This window comes from Phenylobacterium sp. (assembly GCF_046291545.1).
In the GTDB taxonomy this organism is placed as follows: Bacteria; Pseudomonadota; Alphaproteobacteria; order Caulobacterales; family Caulobacteraceae; genus Phenylobacterium.
This window is the reverse complement of sequence record NZ_JBKBSM010000001.1, coordinates 602,134-626,401: the sequence shown is the minus strand read 5'-3', so window position 1 is coordinate 626,401 and position 24,268 is coordinate 602,134. Positions and strand designations below refer to the sequence as shown.

Sequence of the window (24,268 nt, the reverse complement as noted above, 5' to 3'; positions counted from 1 at the left end):
TGTCGGGCCGCCTATAGCAGCGGCGGGGGTTCGGAGAAGATGCCGATGGCGTGCAGCCGGGAGATCGAGCTGAAATTCCTGTGCGAACCGGCCGACGTGCCGACCCTCCTCGCCGCCGCTCCGGACGGGCAGGAGGAGGTGCGCGAGCTCGTCTCCACCTATTTCGACACGCCTCACCAGACGTTACGCAAGGCGGGGGTCTCCTTGCGCATCCGCGAAGGCGGCGGCAAGCGGGTCCAGACGATCAAGCGCGGCGGCGGCTTCTCCCGCGAGGAGCACGAGGCGGCGCTGCCGGACGCGGCGGAGCTGGACCTGTCGGTGGTGGAGGCGCTCGCGCCCGACGCCGCCCGCGAGGGCCTGTCGCCGGTGTTCGAGGTGCGCGTCCGGCGCCGGCAGCGGCAGATGCGGCTCGGCGTCGCCGAGATCGAGCTGGCCCTTGACGAGGGGCAGATCGCCGCGGGCGAGGCGCGCAAGGACCTGTGCGAACTGGAACTCGAGCTGAAGTCCGGTGATCCGGTCGCGCTGTTCGCGCTCGCCCGCGACCTTGGCCGCGCGGCGCCCCTCTACCGCTCCTTTGAGAGCAAGGCGGCCCAGGGCCGGGCGCTGGCGGAGGGCGTTATCGCCCAGCCTCGCCGGAGCGAGAAGGCGCGACTGGCCCGTGGCGCGACCAGTGCGGCCGGCTTCCAGATCATCGCCCGGGACGCGCTGGCGCAGATCGCCGCTAACGCCGCCATCCTGCGGGAGGCGCCCTCGCCGGGCGCGGTGCATCAGATCCGCGTCGGCGCCCGTCGGCTGAAGAGCGCGCTCTCGGTGTTCAAGCCGCTGCTGGACGAGGCCGGCGCCGAGCGGCTGCGCGGGGAGATCGCCTGGCTGGGCGAGGCCTGCGCCGAGGCGCGCGCCCTGGACGTGCTGATCGCCGAGACGGTGGAGCCGGCGCGAGCGGCCAACGGCTGGCGCGAAGGCGCCGTGGGGCTCGCCGATCTGGCCCAGGCGCTCGAGGCGGCCCGCGGCCGGGCCCACGCCAAGACCGCCGCCACCCTGGCCTCCGCCCGCTTCCGCGCCCTGGTGCTTGACGCCGAGGCCTGGGTCGAGACCGGCGCCTGGCTCGCCGAGCCCGGGACCGCCGAGGCGCGCGAGGCGGCCGTGGAGGATTTCGCCGCCCGTGCGCTCGACCGGCGCCGGCGAAAGCTGCTGAAGGCCGGCCGCGACCTGGTTCGGACCGACGACGCCGGCCGCCACCACGCGCGGATCCAGGCCAAGAAGCTGCGCTACGCGGCGGAGGCCTTCGCCGCCCTGTTCGACGACAAGGCCGCCGCCCGTTTCGTCAAGCGCCTCAAGGGGCTGCAGGACGAGCTCGGCGCCCTGAACGACGAGGCGGGCCTCGAGGCGCTGCTTGCGGAACAGCCGCTGGAGGGCCAGGCCCTGTTCGCCGCCGGCCGGCTGGTGGGCGAGGCCGCCGGCCGCAAGCAGGGCCGCGTCCGCCGGGCGGCCAAGGCCATGCGCAGGCTGGACGAAACGGCGCCCTTCTGGCGCAGCTGATCGTATAAAGACTTCTTTATATGATTCTTGCCCACCTTGCGGCGTCTCGCTATTAGAGGCCCGACCGCGCCTTGGCGCGCCGAACCCTCCGCAAGGACCCCGCCCCATGCCCGACTATGTCGTGAAGGACATCTCGCTCGCCGACTTCGGCCGCAAGGAGATCGAGATCGCCGAAACCGAGATGCCCGGCCTGATGGCCGTGCGCGCCGAGTTCGGCAAGGATCAGCCGCTGAAGGGGGCGCGGATCGCCGGCTCCCTGCACATGACCATCCAGACCGCGGTGCTGATCCAGACGCTGGAAGCCCTCGGCGCCGAGGTGCGCTGGGCCTCCTGCAACATCTTCTCCACCCAGGACCACGCCGCCGCGGCCATCGCCGCAGCCGGCACCCCAGTGTTCGCGATCAAGGGCGAGACCCTCGAGGAGTACTGGGACTACGCCCACCGCATCTTCGAATGGTCCGACGGCGGCTATCCGAACCTGATCCTCGACGACGGCGGCGACGCGACCCTGCTCTGCGTGCTGGGCCCCAAGGCCGAAAAGGACCCTTCGATCCTCGACAAGCCGACGAACGAGGAGGAGGAGGCGCTCTACAAGGTGATGAAGCGCTACCTGAAGGAGAAGCCGGGCTTCTATTCGGCGATCCGCGACGCCATCAAGGGCGTCTCCGAAGAGACCACCACGGGCGTCCATCGCCTCTATCAGATGGCCGAGCGCGGAGAGCTGCCGTTCCCGGCGATCAACGTCAACGACAGCGTCACCAAGTCCAAGTTCGACAACCTCTACGGCTGCCGCGAGAGCCTGGTGGACGCCATCCGCCGCGGCACCGACGTGATGCTGGCCGGCAAGGTGGCTGTGGTCATGGGCTACGGCGACGTCGGCAAGGGCTCGGCCGCATCCCTGCGTAACGGCGGCGCCCGGGTGATCGTCACCGAGGTCGACCCGATCTGCGCCCTGCAGGCGGCGATGGAAGGCTACGAGGTCCAGACCGTCGAGGACGTCTGCGAGAGCGCCGACATCTTCGTCACCGCCACCGGCAACAAGGATGTCCTCACCGTCGAGCACATGCGCCGGATGAAGAACAACGCGATCGTCGCCAACATCGGCCACTTCGACTCCGAGATCCAGATCGCGGGCCTGCGCAACTTCAAGTGGGACAAGATCAAGGACCAGGTCCACCACGTGGAGTTCCCGGACGGCAAGAAGATCATCGTCCTGTCGGAAGGCCGGCTGGTGAACCTGGGCAACGCCACCGGCCATCCCAGCTTCGTGATGAGCGCCTCGTTCACCAACCAGACCCTGGCCCAGATCGAGCTGCACACCAACCGCGACCGTTACCAGACCAAGGTCTACACCCTGCCCAAGCACCTGGACGAGAAGGTCGCCATGCTCCACCTGGAGAAGCTCGGCGCCAAGCTGACGGTGCTCTCCAAGGAGCAGGCCGACTACATCGGGGTGAAGCCGGAAGGCCCCTTCAAGCCCGAGCACTACCGCTACTAGGACTTGCGCCCCTCCATCGTTCGGCGATGGAGGGGCGTGCGCCGCGGCGACCTGCTAAGAAGCGGCCATGCCGCTCGCCCTGATCCTGTCCAGCTATGTCGCCGCCTCCCGCATCGGCGGCGGCGCCCAGCTTCACGCCCTCGCCGAATTCGGCGTCGACCCGGTGCTGGTCCCCACCGTCATGTTCGGCGCCAGCCCGGCCAAGGCCGGCAAGGGTCGGGCCGTGGACGCCGAGCTCTTCGCCCAGCTGCTCGAGGGCCTCGACGTCCAGGACCTGATCGGCCGGATCGACCTCGTCGTCACCGGTCACTTCTCCTTGCCCGAACAGGTGGTCATGGCCCGCGAGACGGTCGAGCGGGTGCGCGCCGCCGATCGGACCGGAGCCGCCCGGCCGCGCCCGATCGTCGTGGTCGATCCGATCCTCGGTGATGCGCCAAAGGGGCTCTACGTGAAGCCCGAGGTCGCCCGCGCCCTGGCCGACCAGCTGGTCCCGGTCGCCGACTGGATCACGCCCAACCTTTGGGAGCTGTCCTGGCTCTCCGGCATGGAGGCGACCGACGCGGCCTCGGCGGCCGAAGCGGCCCGCCGGCTCGGCCGGCCCGCCCTCGTCACCTCGGTTCCCGGCTCGGCCGACGAGATCGGGCTTCTATGCTGCGTGCCGGACGAGACGGTGCTGGTCGCGCACAAGCGGCGCGAGGGCGCGCCCAACGGCACCGGCGACCTCGTCTGCGCCGCCTTCGCCGCCGGGCTCGTCAACGGGCTGTCGCCGGCTGCGGCGGCGGAGGGCGCCGCTGCGGCGGTGGCGGAGACCCTTTCGGCCGCGGCGGCCGAGCCCTGTCCAGTGGACCTGCCGCTGGTGGCCCTGGGCGAGCGGCTCGCCCGGCCGATCGCCGGCGTCCGCGTCGAGAAGCTGGCGTGAGGAGGTGGGCATGATCGAGATCCACGGCTTCGCGGCGCCTCGCTTCGCTGCGGTCAAGGACGCCTTCGCCGCCAATTTCGAGGATGCCGAGGAGGTCGGCGCGCGCTTTTCCCTGGTCGAGGCCGGCGAGACGGTGGTCGACCTGTGGGGCGGCCATGCCGACCGCGCGCGCACGCGCCCCTTCGCCGAAGACACCCTCACTCCGGTCTTCTCCACAACCAAGGCGCTCGCGGCGCTGATGGTCGCGCGCCTGGTCGACCAGGGGCGGCTCGCCTATGACCAGGCGGTCGCCGAGGTCTGGCCCGAGTTCGGCCAGGCCGGGAAGGCGGGCGTCACCGTCGAGGACGCGCTGTCGCACCAGGCCGGCCTGTCCGGCGTTCCCGACGAGATGGACCCCTCCCTGTGGTTCGACTGGGACGCCATCTGCGCCCGGATCGCCGCCACGGCGCCGATCTGGCCGCCGCGGACGGCCAGCGGATATGGTCCGTCGACCATGGGCTACATCGCCGGCGAAATCTTCCGACGCATCGACGGGCGCACCATCGGCCGCGCCCTGGCCGAGGACGTCTGCCGCCCCCTGGACCTCGACATCTGGATCGGCCTGCCGGATTCGGAGCACGCCCGATGCGCCGACATGATCCGACCTAAGGGGCTGCCCAAGTTCGGTGAGGTCAACGCCGCGACCCGGGCGGCCTTCCTCACGCCCTGGGCGGCGGCGGGCGGACGCGGCCAGGCCGAGTGGCGCCGGGCGGAGCTGCCCTCGGCGAACGGCCACGCCACCGCGCTCTCCCTCGCCCGTCTCGCCGGCGCCCTGGCCGACGGCGGCTGGCTGGACGGAGAGGTGGTCCTGTCGCCTGCGCTCATCGCCGAGGCCGCCCGTGAGCGGATCCGCGGCCAGGACATGGTGCTGCCCTACGTGGTGGCCTGGGGCGCGGGGTTCCTGCGCAACGACCCGGTGCTGATCTGGGGACCGGGCCTGCAGACCTTCGGCCACGCAGGCTGGGGCGGCTCCTGCCTCTTCGTCGATCCCGAGCAGCGCCTGGGCGGGGCCTATGTGATGAACCGGCAGTCCGCGGAGCTGATCGGCGACCTGCGCTCGCGACGGCTGATCGAGGCCGCCTACGGCGCCCTCTGAGCCGGCTCAGCCCTTGCCCTGCACCACCGTTTCGCCGCGCGCCTCCTTGTAGGCGTTGGCGACGAGGTCGTTCAGGCAGACCGCATCCATCAGGAACCGAATCCAGGCGTCGTCGCCGGCGAAGGCCCGCCGTACGCCGGAGAGGTCCGCCTGCCTGCGCACCTCCTCCAGGCTCGCGCCGGACCTCGCGAGGGGGCCGACCCGCGCCCGCACCTCCGCAAGGGCGGCGATCAGCCTGTCGAGATAGGCTCGATCGGTCTGCGGCGCGCCATGGCCGGGCACGAGCACGGCGAAGTCGTACGCCTTCACCTTCTCGAGGCTCGCGATCCACTCGCCCGGATAGGTGTGGGCCGCATAGGGGACGGGCGCGACGACCAGATCGCCCGCGGCCAGCACACGCTGGCGCGGCGCCCAGACCACGGCGTCGCCGTCGGTGTTGCCGCGGCCCAGGAACGCGACCTCCACCGGGGCGAGGGCGTCCGGAATCGAGAGCCGGTCGGCGAAGACGACGTCGGCCGGCTGGACGACGAGGTCCGTGTAGCCCGCCACCATCCCCGGTCCGGCCGCGGCCGTGCGCGCCCATCCTTCGCGCAGCGCCCGCGGAAGGGACGCATCCTGCGCCTGGCGCGCGGCATGGGCGGCCATGTCCGCGTAGGATGCGGCGTAGGTCTTCACGTAGTCCATCGCCGGGCCGGTCATGTTCTCCCGGGTGCGGGCGGTGGAGATGACCGTCAGGCCGGGCCAGGCCTCCTTCAGGACGCCGGCGCCGAGGTTATGGTCGCCATGATAGTGGGTGTAGATCAGGTAGCGGACCGGCTTGTCGCTGACCTCGCGGATGCGCCGCACGATGCTGCGGCCCGAGGCGGGGGACCCGCCCGCATCCACCACCACCAGCCCCGCCGTCTGTTCGATGACGGTGACGTTGCCCTCGAAGGGCGGATCGGTTGCCGCAGGCTTGTCGATCAGCCAGACCCCGGGGGCCACGGGCTGGACCCGCCGGGCGAAGACCGTCTCCGCGGCGATGCGGTCCGTGTCCGCCGCCGCAGACGTCGGCCCGGACAAAGCCATCGCCCCCAGCAACACCAGCGCAGCCGCCTTCATGGCCCGGCCTCCCCAGATCCGGCGTCAGGCTAGCAGCCGCAGGCGGGCGCGCCAGTTACGGTCGGTTCATCCGCCGGCGATCGCCGCGGCCTGCGCCACCCGCCGTCCGCGGAGCCAGGCGCCGTAGGTGAAGATCGCCGCCCCGCCCCAGATGAACAGGAACGACACCGCCCGCAGCGGGGTGAAGGGCTCGCCCTGGATCAGGCCGATGGTGAAGCTGATCGTCGGCGCGATGAACTGCATGAACCCCATCGCCGACAGCGGCATGCGCCGGGCGGCCCAGGCGAACAGCACCAGCGGAACGGCGGTGATCGGGCCGGAAGCGATCAGCCAGGCCATGGTCGCAGGGCTTTGGGCGAAGTGACCTTCGCCCTGCGCCTGCAGCCAGGCCACGAACGCCAGGCCAAGAAGGCCCATCAGCAGGCACTCGATGAAGAGACCGGTCTGGGCGTCGGCCTGCACCTGCTTTCGAACGACGCCGTAGCCGCCGAAGGACAGGGCTAGCACTAGGGAGACGATCGGCAGGTGGCCCAGCGCGAGGGCCTGCACCACCACGCCCACGCCGGCGAACCCCATGGCCACCATGCCCAGCCGATCGATCCGCTCACGGAACAGGATCGCGCCGGCCGCCATGTTGACCAGAGGGTTGATGTAGTAGCCGAGGCTCGTCTCCAGCAGCCGCCCCGAATTGACCGCCCAGATGAAGACCACCCAGTTGGTGGCGATCAGCAGGGAGCTCAGCAGCAGCCAGCCGAGCACCCGCCGGTTGGCGAAGGCCGCGAGCACCTGTCGCCCCTGGCCGGCGGCGAGCACGAAGGCGCCGGCCGCCGGAATGCTCCAGAACGTGCGGTGCGCCAGGGTCTCCCAGGGGCCGACGCCCAGCCGGCCGATCGCCTGGAAGGCCAGTGGGACGAACCCCCAGATCAGATAGCAGCCAAGGCCCGCCGCCAGCGCCAGCCGGGCCTCGCCGCCCGGCGCGGACGACGGTGGCGTCATGCGTCGGCCTTCGACTTGATCAGGCCGCGCTCGTGCAGCAGCTCGGCGATCTGGACCGCGTTCAGCGCCGCGCCCTTGCGCAGGTTGTCGGCGACGACCCACAGGTTCAGGCCGTGCTCGACGGTCGGGTCCTTGCGGATGCGGCTGACGAAGACCGGGAACTCGCCCTGGGCTTCCTTGGGGGTGATATAGCCCTTGTCGTCGCGCTTATCGATGACGATCAGGCCGGGGCTCTCGCGCAGCAGGTCGCGGGCCTCGTCCTCGTCCAGCGGGTCGTGGAATTCGATGTTCACCGACTCCGAGTGGCCGACCATGACCGGCACGCGCACGCAGGTGACCGTCAGCTTGATCGCCGGGTCGATCATCTTGTGCGTCTCGTTCCACATCTTGGCTTCTTCATCGGTGTAGCCGTCGTCGTTGAAGGCGCCGATGAAGGGGATCACGTTGAAGGCGATCTGCTTGGGGAACTTCTTGGGCTCGCGGGCGCCCAGGACGAAGATGTCCTTGGTCTGGTCCCAGAGCTCGTCCATGCCTTCCTTGCCGGCGCCGGACACCGACTGGTAGGTCGAGACCACCACACGCTTGATCCTGGCCCGCTCGTGCAGCGGCTTCAGCGCCACCACCAGCTGGGCGGTCGAGCAGTTGGGGTTGGCGATGATGTTCTTCTTGTGCGCGTAGCTCACGTCGTCCGGGTTCACCTCCGGCACGATCAGCGGCACGTCGGGGTCCATCCGCCAGGCCGACGAGTTGTCGATCACGATCGGGCCCGCAGCGCCGATCTTCGGCGACCACTCCTTTGAGAACGAGCCGGACACGCTCATCAGCACCAGGTCGACGGTCGAGAAGTCGAACTGCTCCACGTCCTCGCAGGCGATGATCTTGTCGCCGAAGGAGACTTCCACGCCGATGGATTTGCGCGAGGCGATCGCGTGAATCTTGTCCACGGGGAAGTTCACTTCCTCCAGGATGTTCAGCATCTCGCGGCCCACGTTTCCCGTGGCGCCGACCACGGCCACTCGGTAGCCCATGGCGGTCTCCTAAGTCATACAGAAGCGGAGCGTCCCGTTACGCCCTGCGTAGTCGCGACGCAAGGCGGCCGAGCCTATAGCTCGGATGTAGGGACCGGAAACGGCCAGCGGGAGGGCCACACATGGCGCAGGACACGGGCATGCCGTTCGCCAACCTGATGGGGGTGGAGATCGTCGAGCGGAGCAAGGACAGGGTCGTCGGTCGCCTTACCGTGCGCGAGGACCTCTGCACCGCCGGCGGCATCCTGCACGGCGGCGCCTTCATGGCCTTCGCCGACGCCCTCGGGGCGATCGGCGGCTTCCTCAACCTGCCCCCAGGCGCTCGCACGACCACGCTGGAGAGCAAGACCAACTTCCTGGGCGCGGCCAAGGTCGGAACCACCGTCACCGGCGAGGCCGCCCCGCTGCACATCGGCCGCCGCTCCAGCGTCTGGCAGACCCGCATCACCAGCGCCGACGGCAAGCTCCTGGCCCTCGTCATCCAGACCCAGATGACGGTGGAAGCCTAGCCTCGGCTTGCCGGAGGCCGTTCGGACTCCAGGCCTGGCGGCCCGGTTGGCGCCCGCGACGCCCTGGGCCACAATTCGCGCATGAGCGCCGACCGCACAGCCCTGCGCCGGATGATCGAGGAGGCGCGCCGCGTCCTGGTCTTCACCGGTGCGGGCATCTCCACCGAATCCGGCATCCCCGACTTCCGCAGCCCAGGCGGGGTGTGGAGCAAGATGAAGCCGATCTATTTCGACGAGTTCCTGCGCAGCGAGGACAAGCGTCGCGAGGCCTGGACCCGAACCTTCTCCGGCGCGGCGGGCTGGACCGGCCGGCGACCGAACGCGGGCCACTACGCCGTCGCCCGCCTCGTAGCCCAGGGCAAGGTCAGCGCGGTCGTCACCCAGAACGTGGACAACCTGCACCAGGACTCCGGCGTGCCGGGCGAGCGGGTGATCGAAGTCCACGGCAACGCCAGCTACGCCAAGTGCCTGGAGTGCGAGACCCGCCACGAACTCGAGGTGCTGAAGCAAAGCTTCCTTGGCGCCGGCGAGATCCCCACCTGCCGCGAGTGCGGGGGCCTGGTGAAGACGGCGGTCATCTCCTTCGGCCAGCCGATGCCCGAGCGCGAGATGCTGCGCGCCGAGTTCGAGGCCCGTCGTTGCGACCTGTGCCTGGTGCTGGGCTCGTCCCTGGTGGTCTATCCCGCCGCCGGCATCCCGATCACCGCCAAGCGCAACGGCGCGCGCCTGGCCATCGTCAACCGCGAACCCACCGACATGGACCCGCTCGCCGACCTTGTCCTGCACGACGAGATCGGGCCGGCCATGAGCGAAGCGGCGCCCGCCTCGAGCTGATCCCTCGATTTCGGGCGCGCGTCCGCCGGACCGAGATGTGACATGCTTGACGCCGTCAACTAATTGGCGACATCCTGCCCCGTGGCAGGAGGCGCGGCCATGACCGTCGACACCATTGATCCCGTCGCCGCCGTGCGCGGCTTCAACCGCTTCTACACCCGGCTCATCGGCGCCCTGGACGAAGGACACCTGGGCAGCTCCTTCACCCTGGCCGAGGGCCGCGCCCTCTACGAGATCGGCCATGGCGAGCCCCTGGCGCCGCGGGTGGTCGCGGAGCGCGCCGGGCTGGACCCGGGCTACCTCAGCCGCATCCTCAAGCGCTTCGAGGCGGACGACCTGATCGCGCGCGACGCCGACCCCGCCGACGGCCGCAGCCATCTCCTGCGCCTTACGCCCAAGGGGCGGACCATGTTCGGCGAGCTCCAGGGACGATCGAACCTGGCGGTAGGCGCCCTGCTCGCGCCTCTCGCGCCGAAGGACCGCGTGCGACTGACCCGGGCGATGGAGGAGGTCCGGGGGCTCCTCGGCTCGGCCCCTGCCGCCCCCGAGATCGTCGTGCGCCCCCACCGGGAAGGCGAGCTCAGCTACACTGTCCATCGCCAGGCGGTGCTCTATTCCCGGGAGTACGGCTGGGGCCTGCCGCTCGAGGCGTTGATGGCCAGGGTCGTAGCCGAGTTCATCGAGGCCTTCGATGCGGACCGCGCCCGCGCCTTCGTCGTTGATCGCGGGGGCGAAATCCTGGGTTCGGTCTTCGTGGCCGACGGCGGCGAGGGGGTGGCCAAGCTGCGCCTGCTCTATCTGGAGCCCGCTGCGCGCGGCCTCGGTCTGGGGGACAGGCTGGTGGGCGAGTGCGTCGCCTTCGCCCGCGCCGCCGGCTATCGCCAGCTCTCCCTCTGGACTCAGAGCGTGCTCACCTCCGCCCGCCGCATCTACGCCGCCCACGGGTTCCGCCTGGTGGACAGCGTCCCGCATACGCAGTTCGGGCCCGAACTGATCGGCGAGACCTGGGCGCTCGATCTCTGAGGCCTTTACGCTTGGACGGCCGAGGGCCGCGGCGCATCCTGGCGCCTCGGAGGGCGGGCGCGTGGAATCACCGGGATCGGCAGGCATCGGCGCGCCGCGCGCGGTTCTGACCCTGGGGACGACCCAGACGATCGGCTACGCCTGTTCTAGCTACCTGCCGGCGGGCCTGGCCGAGCCCATGGCCCGCGCGGTGGGCGCGCCCGTCTCGCTGGTCTTCGCCGCCTTCTCCGGGGCCATGCTGCTGCAGGCGGTGCTGGGCCCGGCGATCGGCCGCTGGGTGGACCGCGACGGCGGCCGCGCGCCCCTGGCGATCGCCAGCCTCGTCTTCGCCGCGGGCCTGGCTGGACTCGGCCTGTCGCAGGCTGCCTGGCACCTGATGCTGGCCTGGGGCGTCATCGGCCTGGGCATGGCGCTCGGTCTCTACGACACCGCCTTCGCCGGTCTCGTCGGCTGGTTCGGGCAGGACGCGCGCCGCTCGATCACCGGGGTCACGCTCATCGCCGGCTTCGCCAGCACCATCGGCTGGCCGCTGACGGCCTGGCTGGAGGCGGGCGTGGGCTGGCGCGGCGCCTGCTTCGTCTGGGCGGGCCTGAACCTGGCGCTGGCCCTGCCGCTGCACCTGAGCCTGCCCAGGGGCGCGGCCTTCCACAAGCGCGCCGCCGAGGCCGCCGCCGAAGCGCCGGCGCCGCCCGACCCGCGCGCGGGGATGAACCTAGCGCTGATCGCGCTGGCCTTCGCGGTGATGGCCTCGATCGGCTCGGCCATGTCGGCGCACCTGCCGCCGATCCTGAAGGCCGCGGGCGCGAGCCCGGCCGCCGCCGTCGCCGCCGCGGCCCTCGTGGGCCCTGCCCAGGTCGCCGCCCGGCTGGCCGAGTTCGCCCTGGTGCGGCGCATCCATCCGCTGGTCTCCGGCCGCATCGCGGTCTTGTTCTTCCCTGTGGGCGCGGCCCTGCTGCTGGCCTTCGGGCCCGGCGCGGCGGCGGCTTTCACCGTCCTCTACGGGGCCGGGAACGGGCTCTACACCATCGTGCGCGGCGCCCTGCCGCTGGCCCTGTTCGGAACCGGGAACTACGGCGCCCGCCTTGGCGCCATCAACGTGCCCGCCAGGCTCGCCCAGGCCGCCGCCCCCTTCGTCTTCGCCCTGCTGATGGAGCGCTCCCTGGGGCTGGCGCTGGGGGTCTTCGCGGGCCTGGGGCTGACCGCCGTGGCGGCCATGCTGCTGCTTAGGCGACCGCAAAGCGCCTGAAGCGACTGGTCATGCGCTTTTCCGCAGTCCAAGCTGAACCGCGATAACCATGGGGGAAACGCAGCGCATGTCGGGCGTCGTCGCGGGATGAACCCGCGCATCATTGTACTGGCGCTGTCGACCTTCGCCTTCGGGTCGGGCGCGCTGATCTTTTCCGGCCTGCTGGAGATGCTCGCCGCGGACCTCGGCGTCTCGGCCGGGGTCGCGGGCCAGCTCCAGACCGCCTACGTGCTCACCTCCGCCTTCGCCGGGCCGCCCTTGGCGTTTCTGGTCGGACGGCTGGAGCGCAAGACCGTGCTGCTGGCCGCCCTCGCCCTGGCGATCGGGCTGAACGTGATCTGCATGATCACCCGCGACTTCGCACACCTGCTGATCTTCCGCGCCATCGTGGGCGCCACGGCCGCTCTGGCCGGACCCGCCGCCTCCAGCGCCGCCGCGGCCCTGGCGCCGCCTGAGAAGCGCGGGGCGGCCCTCGCCGTCGTCGGGGGCGGCATGACCGTCGCCTTCCTGATGGGCATTCCCATGGGCAGCGTCGTCGGCTCGCTCTTCGGCTGGCGCTCGGCCTTCGCCCTGGCCGCGGGTCTTGCGGCTCTCGCCTTCGTGGGCATCGCGCTGTTCCTGCCGCGGGTGCAGCCGCCGCCGCCGGCCCTAGGCGGCGGGCTCACGCTCTCGCGCACGGCGCCGATGTACATGGCCACCTTCCTGGCGTTCGGCGCGAACATGACCATCACCACCTACATCGCCGTGGTCCTGCGCCTGCAGGCCGGCGTCGTCGGCGCCGGGGTGGCCGCCTTCCAGATCATGGTCGGCCTGGGAAGCCTGGTGGGCCTCACCCTGGGCGGACGGGCCGCCGACCGCGACCTCGGCCGGATGAGCGTCACCGTCTCCTTCCTGGGGCTCGCCACGGCCGCGGCCATGCACGGGGCCGCGCTGCTGCATGTCCTGCCCGCGGGCTGGCCCACCTATGTCTTCGTGGCCCTCACCCTCTTCACGGGATCGGTCTCGCTGTTCTCGGTCATGCCGGTGGTGCAGTCGCGGCTGATCACCGCCGCGCCCAACGCCGCGCCTCTGGCGCTGGCGCTCAACGGATCGTCCGCCTCCTGCGGCCAGGCCCTGGGCGCCTCGATCGGCGGTGCGGTCCTGGGCGCGTTCGGCGGGCCCGGCCTGCCGGTCGCCGCCGCGGCCATCGCGCTCTGCGCGGCGATGATCTGGTGGCGTGCGGCCAAACATGCGCCGCAGCCGGTCCCCGCCTGAGGACGCTTCCGCAGCGGGGACTCCCAGTCGTCTAGAGCTCGGCGAGGACGGCGTCGCCCATCTGCGCCGTGGTGAGGCTTCCGCCAAGGTCGCGGGTGCGCGCGCCCGCGGCCAGGGCCTTGTCCACCGCGGCGAACAGGCGGTCGGCCTCGGCTGGACGCGCCAGCGACCAGCGCAGCGCCATCTCGAACGACAGGATTGCGGCGAGGGGGTTGGCCAGCCCCTGGCCGGCGATGTCCGGGGCCGAGCCGTGGATCGGTTCGTAGAGCCCAGGCTTGCCCTCCGCCCCCAGGGCCGCCGAGGGGAGCATGCCGAGGGAGCCGGTGAGCTGAGCCGCCTCGTCCGACAGGATGTCGCCGAACAGGTTGTCGGTGACGATCACGTCGAACTGCTTGGGATTCTTGACGATCTGCATGGCCGCGTTGTCGGCTAGGATGTGCTCCAGCGTCACGTCGGCGTACTCCCGACGATGCAGGTCGGTCACGACTTCGCGCCAGAGCAGGCCGGAGTCCATCACGTTCGACTTCTCGGCCGAGTGCACCTTGCCCCGCCGCTTGCGTGCGAGCTCGAAGGCCACCCTCGCCACCCGCTCGATTTCGGCGGTGGTGTAGACCTGGGTGTCCACGGCGCGCTTGCCGCCCCCGGGCAGGTCCTCGATGAATCGCGGCTGGCCGAAGTAGATGCCGCCCGTCAGTTCACGGACGAACATCAGGTCCAGGCCCTCGACCAGCTCACGCTTCAGGCTGGAGGCGTCGGCCAGGGGGCCGAAGCAAAGCGCCGGGCGCAGGTTGGCGAACACCTCCATGCCGGCCCGCAGCGCCAGGAGCCCCGCCTCCGGACGTTTGTCGCGGGCCACGCCGGCCCATTGCGGGCCGCCCACGGCGCCCATCAGCACCGCGCGCGCGGCCTTGGCCGCGGCCAGGGTCTCGTCGGTCAGAGGCGCGCCGTGGGCGTCATAGCTCGCCCCGCCGAAGGCCCGTTCCTCGATGGAGAGGTCGGGCGTCAGGCGCTCGGCCACGCGGCGCACCTGCGCCGTCACCTCCGGCCCGATGCCGTCGCCGGGCAGGAGAAGAAGGTCGGTCATGGGGAAGGTCCTGTCAGAGAGCTCGCTGGTGAGCGACCTCGTAGGCGAACAGCCGGCGGTCGGAAACCCCGAAGCTCGGCCACTGGGCGCGCCACGCGGCCATGTGCGGCGTGGCGAAATGGGCGTCGAGGGCGGCCTGATCGCGCCAGGCCTCAAACACGCGGATCAGACCCGGCTCGCCCACGTCCTCGGCATAGGAATACTCAAGGCAACCTTCCTCGGCGCGGCTGGCCGCCAGCATCGCCAGCATGTGCGGGCGGAACCCGTCGAGGTTCTGCGGGGGGACGCGCACCGTGCCGGCGATCACCAGCATCAGGCGTCCTCAAGCCAGGGCTGGCTCAGCGCCCGGCGCTCCTCGAACACGTCGATCGAAGCGGCCTGCTGCAGGGTCTCGCCAATGGCGTCGAGCCCCTTGAGCATCTTTTCCTTGCGCTTCGGATCGATGTCGAAGTGGAACACCTTGCCCGACGGCGAGACGACGGTCTGGGCCTCCAGGTCGACGGTGGCCATGTGGTTGCCGCCCTTGGCCTCGTCCATCAGCGCCTGCACTTCGGCGGCCTGCAGCACCACGGGCAACAGGCCGTTCTGGAAGCAGTTGTTGTAGAAGATGTCCGCGAAGCTGGTGGAGATCACGCAGCGCACGCCGAAGTCCATCAGCGCCCAGGGGGCGTGCTCGCGGCTCGAGCCGCAGCCGAAGTTGTCGCCCGTCACCAGCACGCCCGCGCCCTTGTACTCGGGCCGGTTCAGAACGAAGTCGGGCTTCTCCTTGCCCTGCTCGTCGAAGCGCAGGTCGTAGAACAGGCCCTTGGCCAGGCCCTCGCGCTCCACGGTCTTGAGGAACTGCTTGGGAATGATCTGGTCGGTGTCGATGTTGGCCAGAGGCAGGGGCGCCAGCTTGGCGTCGAGCTTGGTGAAGGCTTGCATCAGAGGGTCTCGGGCTTCGATTGGGTGATCGACCAGCGGTCAATGCGCTTGGCCGTCCTGCCGGGCACGCCGCTCGTCACGGTCATCGTGCATTCGGTTCGCAACGACAGCCCTGTCGCGACGTCGATCGAGTAGCGGCAGCTGTCCTTACGGTCGATCGTCAGGTCCTTGAGCGCGGCGGCGGCTTCGGCCCGGCGTTCGGGGGGCGCCCGTTGGGCCATCGCCTCCACGGTCGCTCGGATGCTCGCCGTCGCCGAGGCCCGGTCAAGCGTCTGCTCCCATGTCACGACGGCTACGCCGGCGTCCTTGTCGTAGGACTCCAGTTCGAAGACGCCGTGGGTCTTGATCGGCGGGCCGCCCAGGATGTTCGGCGCCTGATCCTCGTAGGATTGCGGCTCGCCCACCTCCAACGCCGTGCCTTGGCCAAGGCCGATCAGCCCCAGCTCCTTGAAGAGCCCCGCTGCTGTCCGCTCATCGAACTTATCGAACACTGAACGGAAGGTATCGACGGCTTTCTGGTCGCCGCCGTTCGCCTCCACAACGCTCACGACCCTCGACCGAAGCGAGTCCCAGTCCACAACACGGATCGGCGTCAGCGCCTCGTCGACCTCGACGACCGCCGGGAAGACGATTTTCGCGAGGGTCTGAACCTGTTCGAGCTCGGCGGGCTCGGCATCATCGCTTCCGATGGAGACGAGGTCCTGGCTAAGGGTCGCAGGACCGCCGCGTGGCTGATGAAACGTGGCCTTCAATACCGTCGTGACCGTGACGCTCTTGACGGCGCCGTCGCGTTCGTCGGTTCGCGTCTTCACGATCGTCTGGGTCCAGCGTGCCCCGTCGCTCAACACCACCGGCAACTCCGCCGCCGACGCCGTGGCCGGCGCGAGCAGTGCGAGCACGCATGCGGCGACGGCGCATCTCATGTGGCCACCGCTTCGGCGTTCTGCGTGATCATCAGGGTCGGCGCGCCGCCCGGCGCGTTGCGTACGGTGAAGACCTTGGTGCCCGGCTTTCGGCCCTCCCGCACTTCCGAGACGTCGAAGCCGGCCGCGGCCATCCGGGCCTGGGCCGCGTTGGGGTCGTTCACGCGCCAGGCCAGGCCCCCGAAGCCGTCCGGACCGTCGGTGGGCGGCGTCTTCAGGCTCGACCCCACCTCGAACACGGCTTCGCCGCAGCGGAAGAAGAGCTGTCGCGCGCCCCATTTCTCGTTGGCGCGGTCCAGACGCAGGTCCAGGCCGAACTTGGCCCCATAGACGCCGACCGCACGGTCCGGGTTGGGCGAGTGCACCACGATGTGGTCCAACGCCGCCACCGCCGAGGCCTCGTCGGCGACCGGTGGCGAGGTCGGCCGCGCCCCAGCCTTGGTCAGCACGAAGGTCAGGCCCGACGCCTGCACCCAGGCCACGGCGTCGCCCGCGTCGACCTCCAGCCCGCGCCGGGCGAGCAGCCGCGCCGCGCCGGCCACGTCGTCCACTGCGAACGCCGCCAGCCACAGGCCCTCGCCCGCCGCATCGATCCGGGCGCGGACGCGATCGCCCGCCGGCCCCGCGCCGTCCGCGGCGATCACTTCCAACGCCATGTTCGGAAAGGCGAACCACGCCCGCTTCGCGCCGTCGCCGGGCTGCAGCTCGGGCTCGCGCCCGAACAGCCGCCGGTAGCCGTCGACCGCCGCGTCGAGGTCGCGGACCGCAAGGGCCACGTGGTCCAGGCCCGTGATCATCAGATGAAGTCCCGCACGTCGGCGATATGCCCGGCGATGGCGGCGGCGGCGGCCATGGCCGGGCTCATCAGATGGGTGCGGCCGCCGCGGCCCTGGCGGCCCTCGAAGTTGCGGTTCGAGGTCGACGCGCAGCGCTCGCCGGGCGCCAGTCGATCCGGGTTCATGCCAAGGCACATGGAGCAGCCCGGTTCGCGCCAGTCGAAGCCGGCGGCCCTGAAGATCTCGTCCAGGCCCTCCTCCTCGGCCTGGGCCTTCACCAGCCCCGAGCCCGGCACCACCATGGCCCGCACGCCGTCGGCCACCCTGCGGCCCTCGGCGATCTTCGCGGCCGCGCGCAGGTCCTCGATGCGGCTGTTGGTGCAACTGCCGATGAACACCACGTCGATCTTGGCCTCGGTGATCGGCTGGCCGGCGGCAAGGCCCATGTACTCCAGCGCGCGCACGGCCGAGGCGCGCTTGTCCGGGCTCGCGAAGCTTTCCGGCGCCGGCACCGTGCCCGTCACCGCCACCACGTCCTCGGGGCTGGTGCCCCAGGTGACCAGCGGGGCGATGGCGGCCGCGTCGATGGTGATCTCCCGATCCCACGTCGCGTCGGCGTCGGAGTAGAGCGTCTTCCAATAGTTCAGCGCCATCTCCCAGGCGCCGCCCTTCGGCGCCGACGGACGGCCGGCCATATAGGCGAAGGTGGTCTCGTCCGGCGCGACCAGGCCCGCCCGCGCTCCGCCCTCGATGGTCAGGTTGCACAACGTCATGCGCCCTTCCATCGACAGCGCACGCACCGCCGACCCGGCGAATTCGATGACGTAGCCGGTCCCGCCGGCCGTGCCGATCTCGCCGATCACCGCCAGGGCGAAGTCCTTGGCGCCCACGCCGGGGGCCGGTTCGCCCTCGATGTTCACCCGGAAGTTCTTCGACTTCTTGGTCCGCAGCGTCTGGGTGGCCAGCACGTGCTCGACCTCCGAGGTGCCGATGCCGTGCGCCAGGGCGCCGAAGGCGCCGTGGGTCGAGGTGTGGGAATCCCCGCAGACGATGGTCATGCCCGGCTGGGTTCGGCCCTGCTCGGGGCCGACCACGTGGACGATGCCGTTGCGCACGTCGCCCATCGGGAAGAACTCGATGCCGTTGTCCTTGACGTTGCGCTCCAGAGTCTGGAGCTGCAGGCGCGCCTCATCGTCGGCCACGGCGGCGACGCCCCTGGCCTGGCCTTCGGTCGGCACATTGTGGTCGGCCACGGCGAGGGTGCGGTCCGGGCGGCGCACGGGACGGTGCGCCGCGCGAAGGCCAGCGAAGGCCTGGGGCGTCGTCACCTCGTGGATCAGGTGCAGGTCGATGTAGAGGATAGCCTCGCCGTCCTGTTCGCCGACGACGTGCGCATCCCAGATCTTGTCGTAAAGGGTCTTGCCGGACATGGCCGGCATCTAGGATCGGGACGCGGCGCACGTCTAGTGCCGCGTTGCAGCAAAATCGCTCCGATATCGGCAAAATTTTGCGGGAGGCCCGGCGCACCCTATCTAACCGTCATGGCTGGGAGCGGCGCGGACTGGGACCTCTTTCAAAGCCTGCACGCCGTTCTCCAGGCGGGCAGTCTCTCCGCGGCCGCGCGTCGGCGCGGTCTCACCCAGCCCACCCTGGGGCGCCACATCGAGGCGCTGGAGCAGCAACTCGGCGCGCCGTTGTTCCTGCGCAGCCCCCGCGGACTGCAGCCGACCGATCTGGCCCTCAGCCTGCGTCCCCACCTGGAGGAGATGGCCGCCGCCGCCGGGGCTGCTCTGCGGGACGCCTCCGGTGCGGCGGATCCGGCGGGCGGCTGCATTCGCCTGACCGCCAGCAATGTCGTCGGCGCCGAGCTCCTGCCGCCGATCCTGCGCGACTTCCGGCGAAAACACCCGCAGATCGACCTGGAGCTCGTGCTGTCCGATCGCAACGAGGACCTCTCGCGCCGCGACGCCGACATCGCCGTGCGCATGTCGCGTCCGACCCAGCAGTCGCTGGTGGCCCGCAAGATCGGCGTGCTCGGTCTCGGCTTCTACGCCACCCCCGAGTACGTGGCCGCCCACGGGGCGCCCGACTGCATGGACACCCTGCGCGAGCACACGGTGATCGGGTTCGACACCTTTCCCGTCGGGCTGAGGGACGCCTTGCCGGCCGACCTGGAGGTCGACCGCGCCCTCTTCGGCTTCCGCTCCGACAGCGACGCGGCCCAGCTTGCGGCGCTCAAGGCCGGCCTTGGGGTGGCCGCCTGCCTGCATGCGATCGGCCGACGCCACGGCCTGGTGCGGATCCTGCCGCAGATGCAGGTGTTCGAGCTGGAGATGTGGCTGGCCATGCACGAGCTGCAGCGGACCAGCGCCCGGATGCGGCTGATGTTCGACCACCTGGCCGAAAGCCTCGCCGCCATCGTCGCCGAAGACCGCGCGCAGGGCTGATCCATCGATCCCTTGCGCATACGAAAACGGCGGCCCATGCGGCCGCCGCTCGCGTGATCCGAAGGACCTCGGAAAGCCTTACGCCTCGGCGTCGGCCTCGCGGTCTTCCTTCTTGACCATCTGGCGCTCGGCGATCCGGGCCGACTTGCCGCGACGGTCGCGCAGGTAATAGAGCTTGGCCCGGCGCACGACGCCGCGACGCTTGACCTCGATGGATTCGATCATCGGCGAGAGCACCGGGAAGACCCGTTCGACGCCTTCGCCGAACGAAATCTTGCGGACCGTGAAGCTCTCGTTGACGCCCGAGCCCTGGCGGCCGATGCACACGCCTTCATAGGCCTGGACGCGCTCGCGGTCGCCTTCCTTGATGCGCACGTTCACGCGCACGGTGTCGCCCGGCTGGAATTCGGGGATGGTGCGGCTGGCGAGGAGGCGGTCGGCCTCTTCCTTCTCGAGCTGCTGAATGATGTTCATCGTCTTCACGTCCTTTGTACTGGGCTTTACTCGCCCTTTGCCTGTTGATTGGCGAGATAGGCCGCCCAGAGATCCGGACGCCGCTCCCGCGTGGTGATTTCCCGCTGCGCCTGCCGCCACTTGCGCACCTGCGCGTGATGGCCGCTCAACAGCACCTCGGGAATGTCGAGCCCCTCGAACGTCCGCGGCCGTGTGAACTGCGGATGTTCCAGAAGTCCGTCTTCGAAACTCTCTTCACTCAGACTCTCGGCCTGGCCGAGGACCCCCGGCACCAGCCTCACGCACGCCTCGATCGTCACCAGTGCGGCGGCCTCGCCGCCGGCGAGCACGGCGTCGCCCACGGAGACCTCCTCGAACCCACGGGCGTCGAGAACCCGCTGGTCCACCCCTTCGAAACGGCCGCACAGGACGATCAGTCCCGGCCCTTGCGACCATTCGCGCACCCGCGCCTGGGTCAGGGGCCGACCCCGGGCGCTCATGTACAAAAGCGGCCGCCCTCGCTGCTCCACGCTGTCCAGCGCAGCCGCGATGACGTCCGCCCGCATCACCTGTCCTGGACCGCCACCCGCAGGGGTGTCGTCAAGGAAGCCGCGCTTATCCTTGGAAAAGGCGCGAATGTCCACTGTTTCCAGCGTCCAAAGACCCAGTTCCTTCCAGGCCGTGCCGATCAGCGACACCCCGAGCGGCCCCGGGAAGGCCTCGGGAAACATGGTCAGGACGGCGGCGTCGAAGCTCATGGCGCCTTTTGCCCTGCAACGGGGCCGAGCGGAAGGGCGCCGCTGCGCTGCGCCATGCGGTCCCGTGCGGTCTTGCCGGGCGCCGCCGCGCCGCGTAAAGCCCAGCGCTTTCGCATATGCAGCATTTTTCGAGACCCGTTCATGGATACGCCTGAAAGCCTGCCCCAAACCCTGTCGCTGGAACGGCTGGAGGTGAACCTCTTCCGCGGGACCAGTCCCCGGGGCGGCGGCCCGCGGATCTTCGGCGGCCAGGTGATCGGCCAATCGTTGCTGGCCGCCTATGAAACGGTCGAGGACAGGGTCTGCCACTCGCTGCACTGCTACTTCATCCGCCCGGGCGATCCGCGCGTGCCGATCGTCTTCGAGGTGGACCGCTCCCGCGACGGCGGCACCTTCACCACCCGACGGGTGGTCGCCGTGCAGAACGGCAAGCAGATCTTCAATCTCGCCGCGTCCTTCCAGGTGGTGGAGGAGGGCTTCGAGCACCAGGCCGACATGGACCAGGTCCCCGATCCCGACGGCCTGCCCGACGAGTTCGAGCAGCGCATCAAGGGGATGCAGAACGTCTCCGAGGAGCTGCGCAAGATGATGCTGCGGCCCCGGCCGATCGAGATGCGCAGCGTCGAGGGCGACGCCTTCTCGGCCACGGGTCCGCGCCCGGCGAAGAATTCCGTATGGTTCCGCGCCCGCGCCCCGATCGGCGAGGACGCCCACATGCACCAGGTGATCCTGGCCTACGCCTCGGACATGAACATGCTGTCCACGGCCATGCGTCCGCACAATGTGCACTGGGACACGCCCGGCCTGCAGTCGGCCAGCCTCGACCACGCCATGTGGTTCCACAAGCCGACGAACTTCAACGAGTGGCACCTCTACAGCCAGGACAGCCCCTCGGCCTCCGGCGGCCGCGGCTTCGTCCGCGGCGCCATCTACGACCGCAAGGGCGTGCTCGTCGCCTCCGTGGCCCAGGAAGGCCTGATGCGGATGCGCAAGGACTGACGCGCCTGGGCGGCGGCCTCAGCCGTCGCCGCCCGGCGGCTCGCCCTCGGTCATGGCCGGGGGAACGGCGATCAGCTTGCCCTCGGCGATGCGCACCTCGGGCACGGCCTCGCGCGTGAACGGCAGCCACCAGGTCGCGCCGCCGGCGGCGGGGATGACTTCCAGGAGGTCGCCCGCGCCGAAGTCCTGCACGGCCTTGACCCGCCCGATCGGCTCGCCGTCCGGGCTCTCCACGGCGAGGCCGACGAGGTCGGCGTGGTAGAACTCGTCCTCCTCCGGCGGCGGCAGCAGACCGCGGGGAATGTAGAGCTCCAGGCCGCGCAGGGCGTCGGCCTGTTCCTTGGTCTCGATTTCCTTGGTGCGGGCGATGATCCCGCCCTTGGCCGGCCGCGCGGACAGGACGGTCAGCGCGGGGGCTCCGTCCTTGCGCGAAAGCGCCCGATAGCGCGCCAGCGCCATCGGGTCTTCCGTATAGGTCGTGATCCGCACCTCGCCGCGCACGCCGAAGGCGCCCGCGACGCGGCCGATCAGCAGCAGGCGGTCGGCCATGGTCTGCGACCGTCCCGCAGGCGGGGTCAGCCCTGCGCCTCTTCGGAGGCGTCTGCGGCCGGGGCCTCTTCGGCCGGCGCTTCGGCGGCGGGGGCCTCCTCGACGGCGGCTTCCGGCTCCGGAGCCGGGGCGGCGGCGGCCTCGGCGGCCGCGGCGGCGCGGTCAGCCTCGCGCTGGGCGCGCTCCTCAGCGCGTTCCTTGGCCTTCTGGCCGGGCTCGGCCTTCTTCGGGTTGTTGCCGGCCTTCCACTGGACGACGCCGGCGGCGCCCAGGAAGCGGGCCACGCGGTCGGTCGGCTGGGCGCCCTTGGCCATCCATTCCTGGATCCGCTCCAGCTTCAGGGTGACGCGGGTCGGATCGTCCTTCTTCAGGAGCGGGTTATAGGTCCCGACCTTTTCGATGAAGCGGCCGTCGCGGGGCGAATGGCTGTCGGCCACCACGATCGAGTAGTAGGGGCGCTTCTTGGCGCCGCCACGGGCGAGACGGATCTTGAGCATGTTCGGTCCTTGTAAGCTCTAGGATTTCTTGAAGGGATTGACGCCGGGGGGCAGGCCCCCGAGGCCGGGAAGCTTGGGTGCGCCGCCGCCGAGACCGGGCAGCTTGGGCCCGCCCGCGCCGCCGGCGAGCTTTCCAAGCTCCTCCAGCTGGCCCTGGTCGGGGGTGGGCAGCTTGCCGCCGCCCAGCGCCTTCAGCCGGTCCATGCCGCCGCCGCCCATCATGCCGGCCATCCGCGCGAAGCCCTTGCCGCCGTCGCGGCTCATCATCTTGAAGGCGTCGGCCATCTGCCGGTGCTGCTTCAGAAGCCGGTTCACGTCGGCCACGTCCACGCCGGCGCCGGCGGCGATGCGGCGCTTGCGCGAGGCCTGGAGGATGTCGGGCTTCTTGCGCTCGGCTTTGGTCATCGAGGAGATGATCGCGGCCTGGCGGTCCAGCGTCTTGTCCGAGACGTTGGCCTCGGCCATCTGCTTCTTGATCTTCTGAACGCCCGGCAGAAGGCCCATCAGGCCCTCCATGCCGCCCATGCGCTTCATCTGGGCGAACTGCTCGGCCATCATGTCCAGGTCGAACTGGCCCTTGGCCAGCTTCTTGGCCATGGCCTCGGCCTTGGCCTGGTCGAGTTCCTCGGCCGCCTTCTCGACCAGGGCCACCACGTCGCCCCGGCCCAGGATGCGCCCGGCCACCCGGGCGGCGTCGAAGGCGTCGAGGCCGTCGATCTTTTCCGAGACGCCCAGGAATTTGATCGGCAGGCCGGTCACCGCCCGCATCGACAGGGCCGCGCCCCCGCGCCCGTCGCCGTCGGCCCGGGTCAGCACCAGCCCCGTCAGCGGCAACCGCTCGTGGAACGCCTTGGCCGTGCGCACCGCGTCCTGGCCGGTCAGGCTGTCGGCCACCAGCAGGGTTTCGGAAGGGCTGGAGATCTTCGCGATCTCCGCCGCCTCGGCCATCATCGCCTCGTCGATGGTGGTGCGGCCGGCGGTGTCGAGGATCAGGACGTCGTAGCCCTGCAGCTTGGCGGCGCTCATCGCCCGGCGGGCGATGTCCGGGGCCGACTGCCCGGCCACTATGGGCAGGCTGTCCACGCCGGCGGCCTTGGCCAGGGTCGCCAACTGCTCCATGGCGGCCGGCCGGCGGGTGTCCAGCGAGGCCAGCAGGACCTTCTTGCGGTCCTTGGACAGTTTCAGGGCGAGCTTGCCGGCGGTGGTGGTCTTGCCCGAGCCCTGCAGCCCGGCCATCAGGATCACCGTCGGCGGGTTCAGCGACAGGTTCAGGCCCTCGGCCGTCTCCCCGCCCAGCATCTCCACCAGGCCGTCATAGGTGATCTTCACCACCTGGTCGGCGGGGCGCACCGAGCGCAGCACCGCCTCGCCGGTGGCCCGCTCCTTGGCCTTGGCGACGAACTCGCGCACCACCGGCAGGGCCACGTCGGCTTCGAGGAGGGCGATCCGCACCTCGCGCAGCGCCTCGTCGATGTCCTTCTCGGACAGCACCCCGCGCCCGCCGAGGCGGTCGAACACGCCGGATAGCCGCTCTGTCAGTGCGTCGAACATCGAAACTCCTATGGCCCAAACGCGATCAGCCCCCGTGGACGATCACGTCGACGGGGGGCCTCGCCGTCCTCGTCCGATATAGGCATCGGGGTCGTGACGGTGGAGGGCGCTGACCGAAGTTGCGCCGGAAGGGCGCGCTTATGCGCCCATCCACAGGCTCTGGTCAAGAAAAGAGGCGGGCGCCGCCGGTCCGGCCGCGCCCGCCTCCGCGGTGTTCAGCAATGC

Annotated in this window: 25 protein-coding genes; 11 read left to right on the top strand and 14 right to left on the bottom strand. The window is 70.5% G+C overall.

Annotated features, from left to right (window positions below; all coding sequences use genetic code 11):
- Nucleotides 1-45 precede the first annotated feature (45 nt).
- The 4 genes from ACK4YQ_RS03110 (at nt 46) to ACK4YQ_RS03095 (ending at nt 5,091) form a co-directional block, all read left to right on the top strand.
- A complete protein-coding gene (locus ACK4YQ_RS03110; protein ID WP_409608175.1) occupies nt 46-1,539 on the top strand; it encodes a CHAD domain-containing protein in 1,494 nt (497 codons plus the stop codon).
- Nucleotides 1,540-1,645: 106 nt separating this feature from the next.
- Nucleotides 1,646-3,037 carry an adenosylhomocysteinase gene (ahcY, locus tag ACK4YQ_RS03105; RefSeq protein ID WP_409608173.1) on the top strand — a complete coding sequence of 464 codons (1,392 nt, stop codon included), beginning with the start codon at nt 1,646-1,648 and terminating at the stop codon, nt 3,035-3,037.
- A 67-nt stretch (nt 3,038-3,104) separates the two neighbouring features.
- Nucleotides 3,105-3,956, top strand: coding sequence for a PfkB family carbohydrate kinase (locus tag ACK4YQ_RS03100; RefSeq protein WP_409608171.1), 852 nt, complete (start codon nt 3,105-3,107; stop codon nt 3,954-3,956).
- A 10-nt stretch (nt 3,957-3,966) separates the two neighbouring features.
- Nucleotides 3,967-5,091, top strand: coding sequence for a serine hydrolase domain-containing protein (locus ACK4YQ_RS03095; protein ID WP_409608169.1), 1,125 nt, complete (start codon nt 3,967-3,969; stop codon nt 5,089-5,091).
- A gap of 6 nt (nt 5,092-5,097) precedes the next feature.
- On the opposite strand, the gene ACK4YQ_RS03090 is transcribed toward ACK4YQ_RS03095, so the two are convergent.
- The 3 genes from ACK4YQ_RS03090 to ACK4YQ_RS03080 all read right to left on the bottom strand — a co-directional run bounded on the left by ACK4YQ_RS03090 (nt 5,098) and on the right by ACK4YQ_RS03080 (nt 8,216).
- Nucleotides 5,098-6,192, bottom strand: a complete 1,095-nt coding sequence (locus ACK4YQ_RS03090) for an MBL fold metallo-hydrolase (RefSeq protein ID WP_409608167.1) — start codon at nt 6,190-6,192, stop codon at nt 5,098-5,100.
- Between the two features lie 66 nt (nt 6,193-6,258).
- Nucleotides 6,259-7,188: an EamA family transporter RarD gene (gene rarD / locus ACK4YQ_RS03085; RefSeq protein ID WP_409608165.1), complete on the bottom strand. Its 930-nt coding sequence runs from the start codon at nt 7,186-7,188 to the stop codon at nt 6,259-6,261.
- The gene (locus ACK4YQ_RS03080) at nt 7,185-8,216 is read right to left on the bottom strand and encodes an aspartate-semialdehyde dehydrogenase (RefSeq protein WP_409608163.1); all 1,032 of its coding nucleotides are present in this window, start codon (nt 8,214-8,216) and stop codon (nt 7,185-7,187) included. Before ACK4YQ_RS03080 ends, rarD begins: the two co-directional genes overlap by 4 nt.
- Before the next feature lie 122 nt (nt 8,217-8,338).
- Between ACK4YQ_RS03080 and ACK4YQ_RS03075 the strand changes: the two genes are divergently transcribed.
- The 5 genes from ACK4YQ_RS03075 to ACK4YQ_RS03055 all read left to right on the top strand — a co-directional run bounded on the left by ACK4YQ_RS03075 (nt 8,339) and on the right by ACK4YQ_RS03055 (nt 13,082).
- A complete protein-coding gene (locus ACK4YQ_RS03075) occupies nt 8,339-8,725 on the top strand; it encodes a PaaI family thioesterase (protein ID WP_409608161.1) in 387 nt (128 codons plus the stop codon).
- Between the two features lie 81 nt (nt 8,726-8,806).
- A complete protein-coding gene (locus ACK4YQ_RS03070; protein ID WP_409608159.1) occupies nt 8,807-9,559 on the top strand; it encodes an SIR2 family NAD-dependent protein deacylase in 753 nt (250 codons plus the stop codon).
- A 99-nt stretch (nt 9,560-9,658) separates the two neighbouring features.
- Entirely contained in the window at nt 9,659-10,582 is a 924-nt protein-coding gene (locus ACK4YQ_RS03065) for a GNAT family N-acetyltransferase (protein ID WP_409608157.1), read from the top strand.
- A 61-nt stretch (nt 10,583-10,643) separates the two neighbouring features.
- Nucleotides 10,644-11,828, top strand: coding sequence for an MFS transporter (locus tag ACK4YQ_RS03060; RefSeq protein WP_409608155.1), 1,185 nt, complete (start codon nt 10,644-10,646; stop codon nt 11,826-11,828).
- Nucleotides 11,829-11,915: 87 nt separating this feature from the next.
- Nucleotides 11,916-13,082: an MFS transporter gene (locus ACK4YQ_RS03055; protein WP_409608153.1), complete on the top strand. Its 1,167-nt coding sequence runs from the start codon at nt 11,916-11,918 to the stop codon at nt 13,080-13,082.
- Nucleotides 13,083-13,113: 31 nt separating this feature from the next.
- Here ACK4YQ_RS03055 and leuB read toward each other — a convergent pair whose 3' ends face one another.
- Genes leuB through leuC form a run of 6 tightly spaced genes read right to left on the bottom strand, consistent with a single transcriptional unit; the run spans nt 13,114 to nt 18,219 of the window.
- Complete coding sequence (gene leuB / locus ACK4YQ_RS03050) at nt 13,114-14,166, bottom strand: 3-isopropylmalate dehydrogenase (protein ID WP_409608151.1); 1,053 nt, start codon at nt 14,164-14,166, stop codon at nt 13,114-13,116.
- A gap of 13 nt (nt 14,167-14,179) precedes the next feature.
- Nucleotides 14,180-14,479: a putative quinol monooxygenase gene (locus tag ACK4YQ_RS03045; RefSeq protein WP_409608149.1), complete on the bottom strand. Its 300-nt coding sequence runs from the start codon at nt 14,477-14,479 to the stop codon at nt 14,180-14,182.
- Complete coding sequence (gene leuD, locus ACK4YQ_RS03040) at nt 14,479-15,090, bottom strand: 3-isopropylmalate dehydratase small subunit (protein WP_409608147.1); 612 nt, start codon at nt 15,088-15,090, stop codon at nt 14,479-14,481. Before leuD ends, ACK4YQ_RS03045 begins: the two co-directional genes overlap by 1 nt.
- On the bottom strand, nt 15,090-16,013 hold the full coding sequence (locus ACK4YQ_RS03035) for a hypothetical protein (protein WP_409608145.1): 924 nt from the start codon (nt 16,011-16,013) through the stop codon (nt 15,090-15,092). The genes leuD and ACK4YQ_RS03035 overlap by 1 nt, the downstream gene beginning before the upstream one ends.
- Nucleotides 16,010-16,810 carry a VOC family protein gene (locus tag ACK4YQ_RS03030; protein WP_409608143.1) on the bottom strand — a complete coding sequence of 267 codons (801 nt, stop codon included), beginning with the start codon at nt 16,808-16,810 and terminating at the stop codon, nt 16,010-16,012. Before ACK4YQ_RS03030 ends, ACK4YQ_RS03035 begins: the two co-directional genes overlap by 4 nt.
- Nucleotides 16,810-18,219, bottom strand: a complete 1,410-nt coding sequence (leuC, locus tag ACK4YQ_RS03025; RefSeq protein WP_409608141.1) for a 3-isopropylmalate dehydratase large subunit — start codon at nt 18,217-18,219, stop codon at nt 16,810-16,812. The genes ACK4YQ_RS03030 and leuC overlap by 1 nt, the downstream gene beginning before the upstream one ends.
- 111 nt (nt 18,220-18,330) lie before the next feature.
- Between leuC and ACK4YQ_RS03020 the strand changes: the two genes are divergently transcribed.
- On the top strand, nt 18,331-19,236 hold the full coding sequence (locus ACK4YQ_RS03020; protein ID WP_409608139.1) for a LysR family transcriptional regulator: 906 nt from the start codon (nt 18,331-18,333) through the stop codon (nt 19,234-19,236).
- A 78-nt stretch (nt 19,237-19,314) separates the two neighbouring features.
- Here the strand turns inward: ACK4YQ_RS03020 and rplS are convergent, their stop codons facing one another.
- Both rplS and trmD read right to left on the bottom strand, forming a co-directional pair.
- Nucleotides 19,315-19,710, bottom strand: coding sequence for a 50S ribosomal protein L19 (gene rplS, locus ACK4YQ_RS03015; protein WP_409608137.1), 396 nt, complete (start codon nt 19,708-19,710; stop codon nt 19,315-19,317).
- A gap of 26 nt (nt 19,711-19,736) precedes the next feature.
- Entirely contained in the window at nt 19,737-20,447 is a 711-nt protein-coding gene (gene trmD / locus ACK4YQ_RS03010) for a tRNA (guanosine(37)-N1)-methyltransferase TrmD (RefSeq protein ID WP_409608135.1), read from the bottom strand.
- A 141-nt stretch (nt 20,448-20,588) separates the two neighbouring features.
- On the opposite strand from trmD, the gene ACK4YQ_RS03005 reads away from it, so the two are divergent.
- Complete coding sequence (locus ACK4YQ_RS03005) at nt 20,589-21,446, top strand: acyl-CoA thioesterase (protein WP_409608133.1); 858 nt, start codon at nt 20,589-20,591, stop codon at nt 21,444-21,446.
- Between the two features lie 18 nt (nt 21,447-21,464).
- Here the strand turns inward: ACK4YQ_RS03005 and rimM are convergent, their stop codons facing one another.
- From rimM to ffh, 3 genes are read right to left on the bottom strand one after another with little or no spacing between them, the layout of a single operon-like run.
- Complete coding sequence (gene rimM, locus ACK4YQ_RS03000; protein ID WP_409608131.1) at nt 21,465-21,995, bottom strand: ribosome maturation factor RimM; 531 nt, start codon at nt 21,993-21,995, stop codon at nt 21,465-21,467.
- Between the two features lie 26 nt (nt 21,996-22,021).
- A complete protein-coding gene (gene rpsP / locus ACK4YQ_RS02995) occupies nt 22,022-22,492 on the bottom strand; it encodes a 30S ribosomal protein S16 (protein WP_409608129.1) in 471 nt (156 codons plus the stop codon).
- A gap of 18 nt (nt 22,493-22,510) precedes the next feature.
- Complete coding sequence (gene ffh / locus ACK4YQ_RS02990; protein ID WP_409608127.1) at nt 22,511-24,043, bottom strand: signal recognition particle protein; 1,533 nt, start codon at nt 24,041-24,043, stop codon at nt 22,511-22,513.
- Nucleotides 24,044-24,268: the final 225 nt, after the last annotated feature.

Bases quoted from the DNA above. Each gene is read 5' to 3' on its own strand.
- ACK4YQ_RS03110 (WP_409608175.1), top strand. From the start codon at position 46: ATGGCGTGCAGCCGGGAGATCGAGCTGAAATTCCTGTGCGAACCGGCC.
- ACK4YQ_RS03070 (WP_409608159.1), top strand. From the start codon at position 8,807: ATGAGCGCCGACCGCACAGCCCTGCGCCGGATGATCGAGGAGGCGCGC.
- ACK4YQ_RS03035 (WP_409608145.1), bottom strand. From the start codon at position 16,013: ATGAGATGCGCCGTCGCCGCATGCGTGCTCGCACTGCTCGCGCCGGCC.
- ACK4YQ_RS03055 (WP_409608153.1), top strand. From the start codon at position 11,916: ATGAACCCGCGCATCATTGTACTGGCGCTGTCGACCTTCGCCTTCGGG.
- rimM (WP_409608131.1), bottom strand. From the start codon at position 21,995: ATGGCCGACCGCCTGCTGCTGATCGGCCGCGTCGCGGGCGCCTTCGGC.
- ACK4YQ_RS03075 (WP_409608161.1), top strand. From the start codon at position 8,339: ATGGCGCAGGACACGGGCATGCCGTTCGCCAACCTGATGGGGGTGGAG.
- trmD (WP_409608135.1), bottom strand. From the start codon at position 20,447: ATGAGCTTCGACGCCGCCGTCCTGACCATGTTTCCCGAGGCCTTCCCG.
- ahcY (WP_409608173.1), top strand. From the start codon at position 1,646: ATGCCCGACTATGTCGTGAAGGACATCTCGCTCGCCGACTTCGGCCGC.
- rarD (WP_409608165.1), bottom strand. From the start codon at position 7,188: ATGACGCCACCGTCGTCCGCGCCGGGCGGCGAGGCCCGGCTGGCGCTG.
- ACK4YQ_RS03080 (WP_409608163.1), bottom strand. From the start codon at position 8,216: ATGGGCTACCGAGTGGCCGTGGTCGGCGCCACGGGAAACGTGGGCCGC.
- ACK4YQ_RS03020 (WP_409608139.1), top strand. From the start codon at position 18,331: ATGGCTGGGAGCGGCGCGGACTGGGACCTCTTTCAAAGCCTGCACGCC.
- ACK4YQ_RS03065 (WP_409608157.1), top strand. From the start codon at position 9,659: ATGACCGTCGACACCATTGATCCCGTCGCCGCCGTGCGCGGCTTCAAC.
- leuD (WP_409608147.1), bottom strand. From the start codon at position 15,090: ATGCAAGCCTTCACCAAGCTCGACGCCAAGCTGGCGCCCCTGCCTCTG.
- leuB (WP_409608151.1), bottom strand. From the start codon at position 14,166: ATGACCGACCTTCTTCTCCTGCCCGGCGACGGCATCGGGCCGGAGGTG.
- ACK4YQ_RS03100 (WP_409608171.1), top strand. From the start codon at position 3,105: ATGCCGCTCGCCCTGATCCTGTCCAGCTATGTCGCCGCCTCCCGCATC.
- rplS (WP_409608137.1), bottom strand. From the start codon at position 19,710: ATGAACATCATTCAGCAGCTCGAGAAGGAAGAGGCCGACCGCCTCCTC.
- rpsP (WP_409608129.1), bottom strand. From the start codon at position 22,492: ATGCTCAAGATCCGTCTCGCCCGTGGCGGCGCCAAGAAGCGCCCCTAC.
- ACK4YQ_RS03030 (WP_409608143.1), bottom strand. From the start codon at position 16,810: ATGATCACGGGCCTGGACCACGTGGCCCTTGCGGTCCGCGACCTCGAC.
- ACK4YQ_RS03090 (WP_409608167.1), bottom strand. From the start codon at position 6,192: ATGAAGGCGGCTGCGCTGGTGTTGCTGGGGGCGATGGCTTTGTCCGGG.
- leuC (WP_409608141.1), bottom strand. From the start codon at position 18,219: ATGTCCGGCAAGACCCTTTACGACAAGATCTGGGATGCGCACGTCGTC.
- ACK4YQ_RS03095 (WP_409608169.1), top strand. From the start codon at position 3,967: ATGATCGAGATCCACGGCTTCGCGGCGCCTCGCTTCGCTGCGGTCAAG.
- ffh (WP_409608127.1), bottom strand. From the start codon at position 24,043: ATGTTCGACGCACTGACAGAGCGGCTATCCGGCGTGTTCGACCGCCTC.
- ACK4YQ_RS03045 (WP_409608149.1), bottom strand. From the start codon at position 14,479: ATGCTGGTGATCGCCGGCACGGTGCGCGTCCCCCCGCAGAACCTCGAC.
- ACK4YQ_RS03005 (WP_409608133.1), top strand. From the start codon at position 20,589: ATGGATACGCCTGAAAGCCTGCCCCAAACCCTGTCGCTGGAACGGCTG.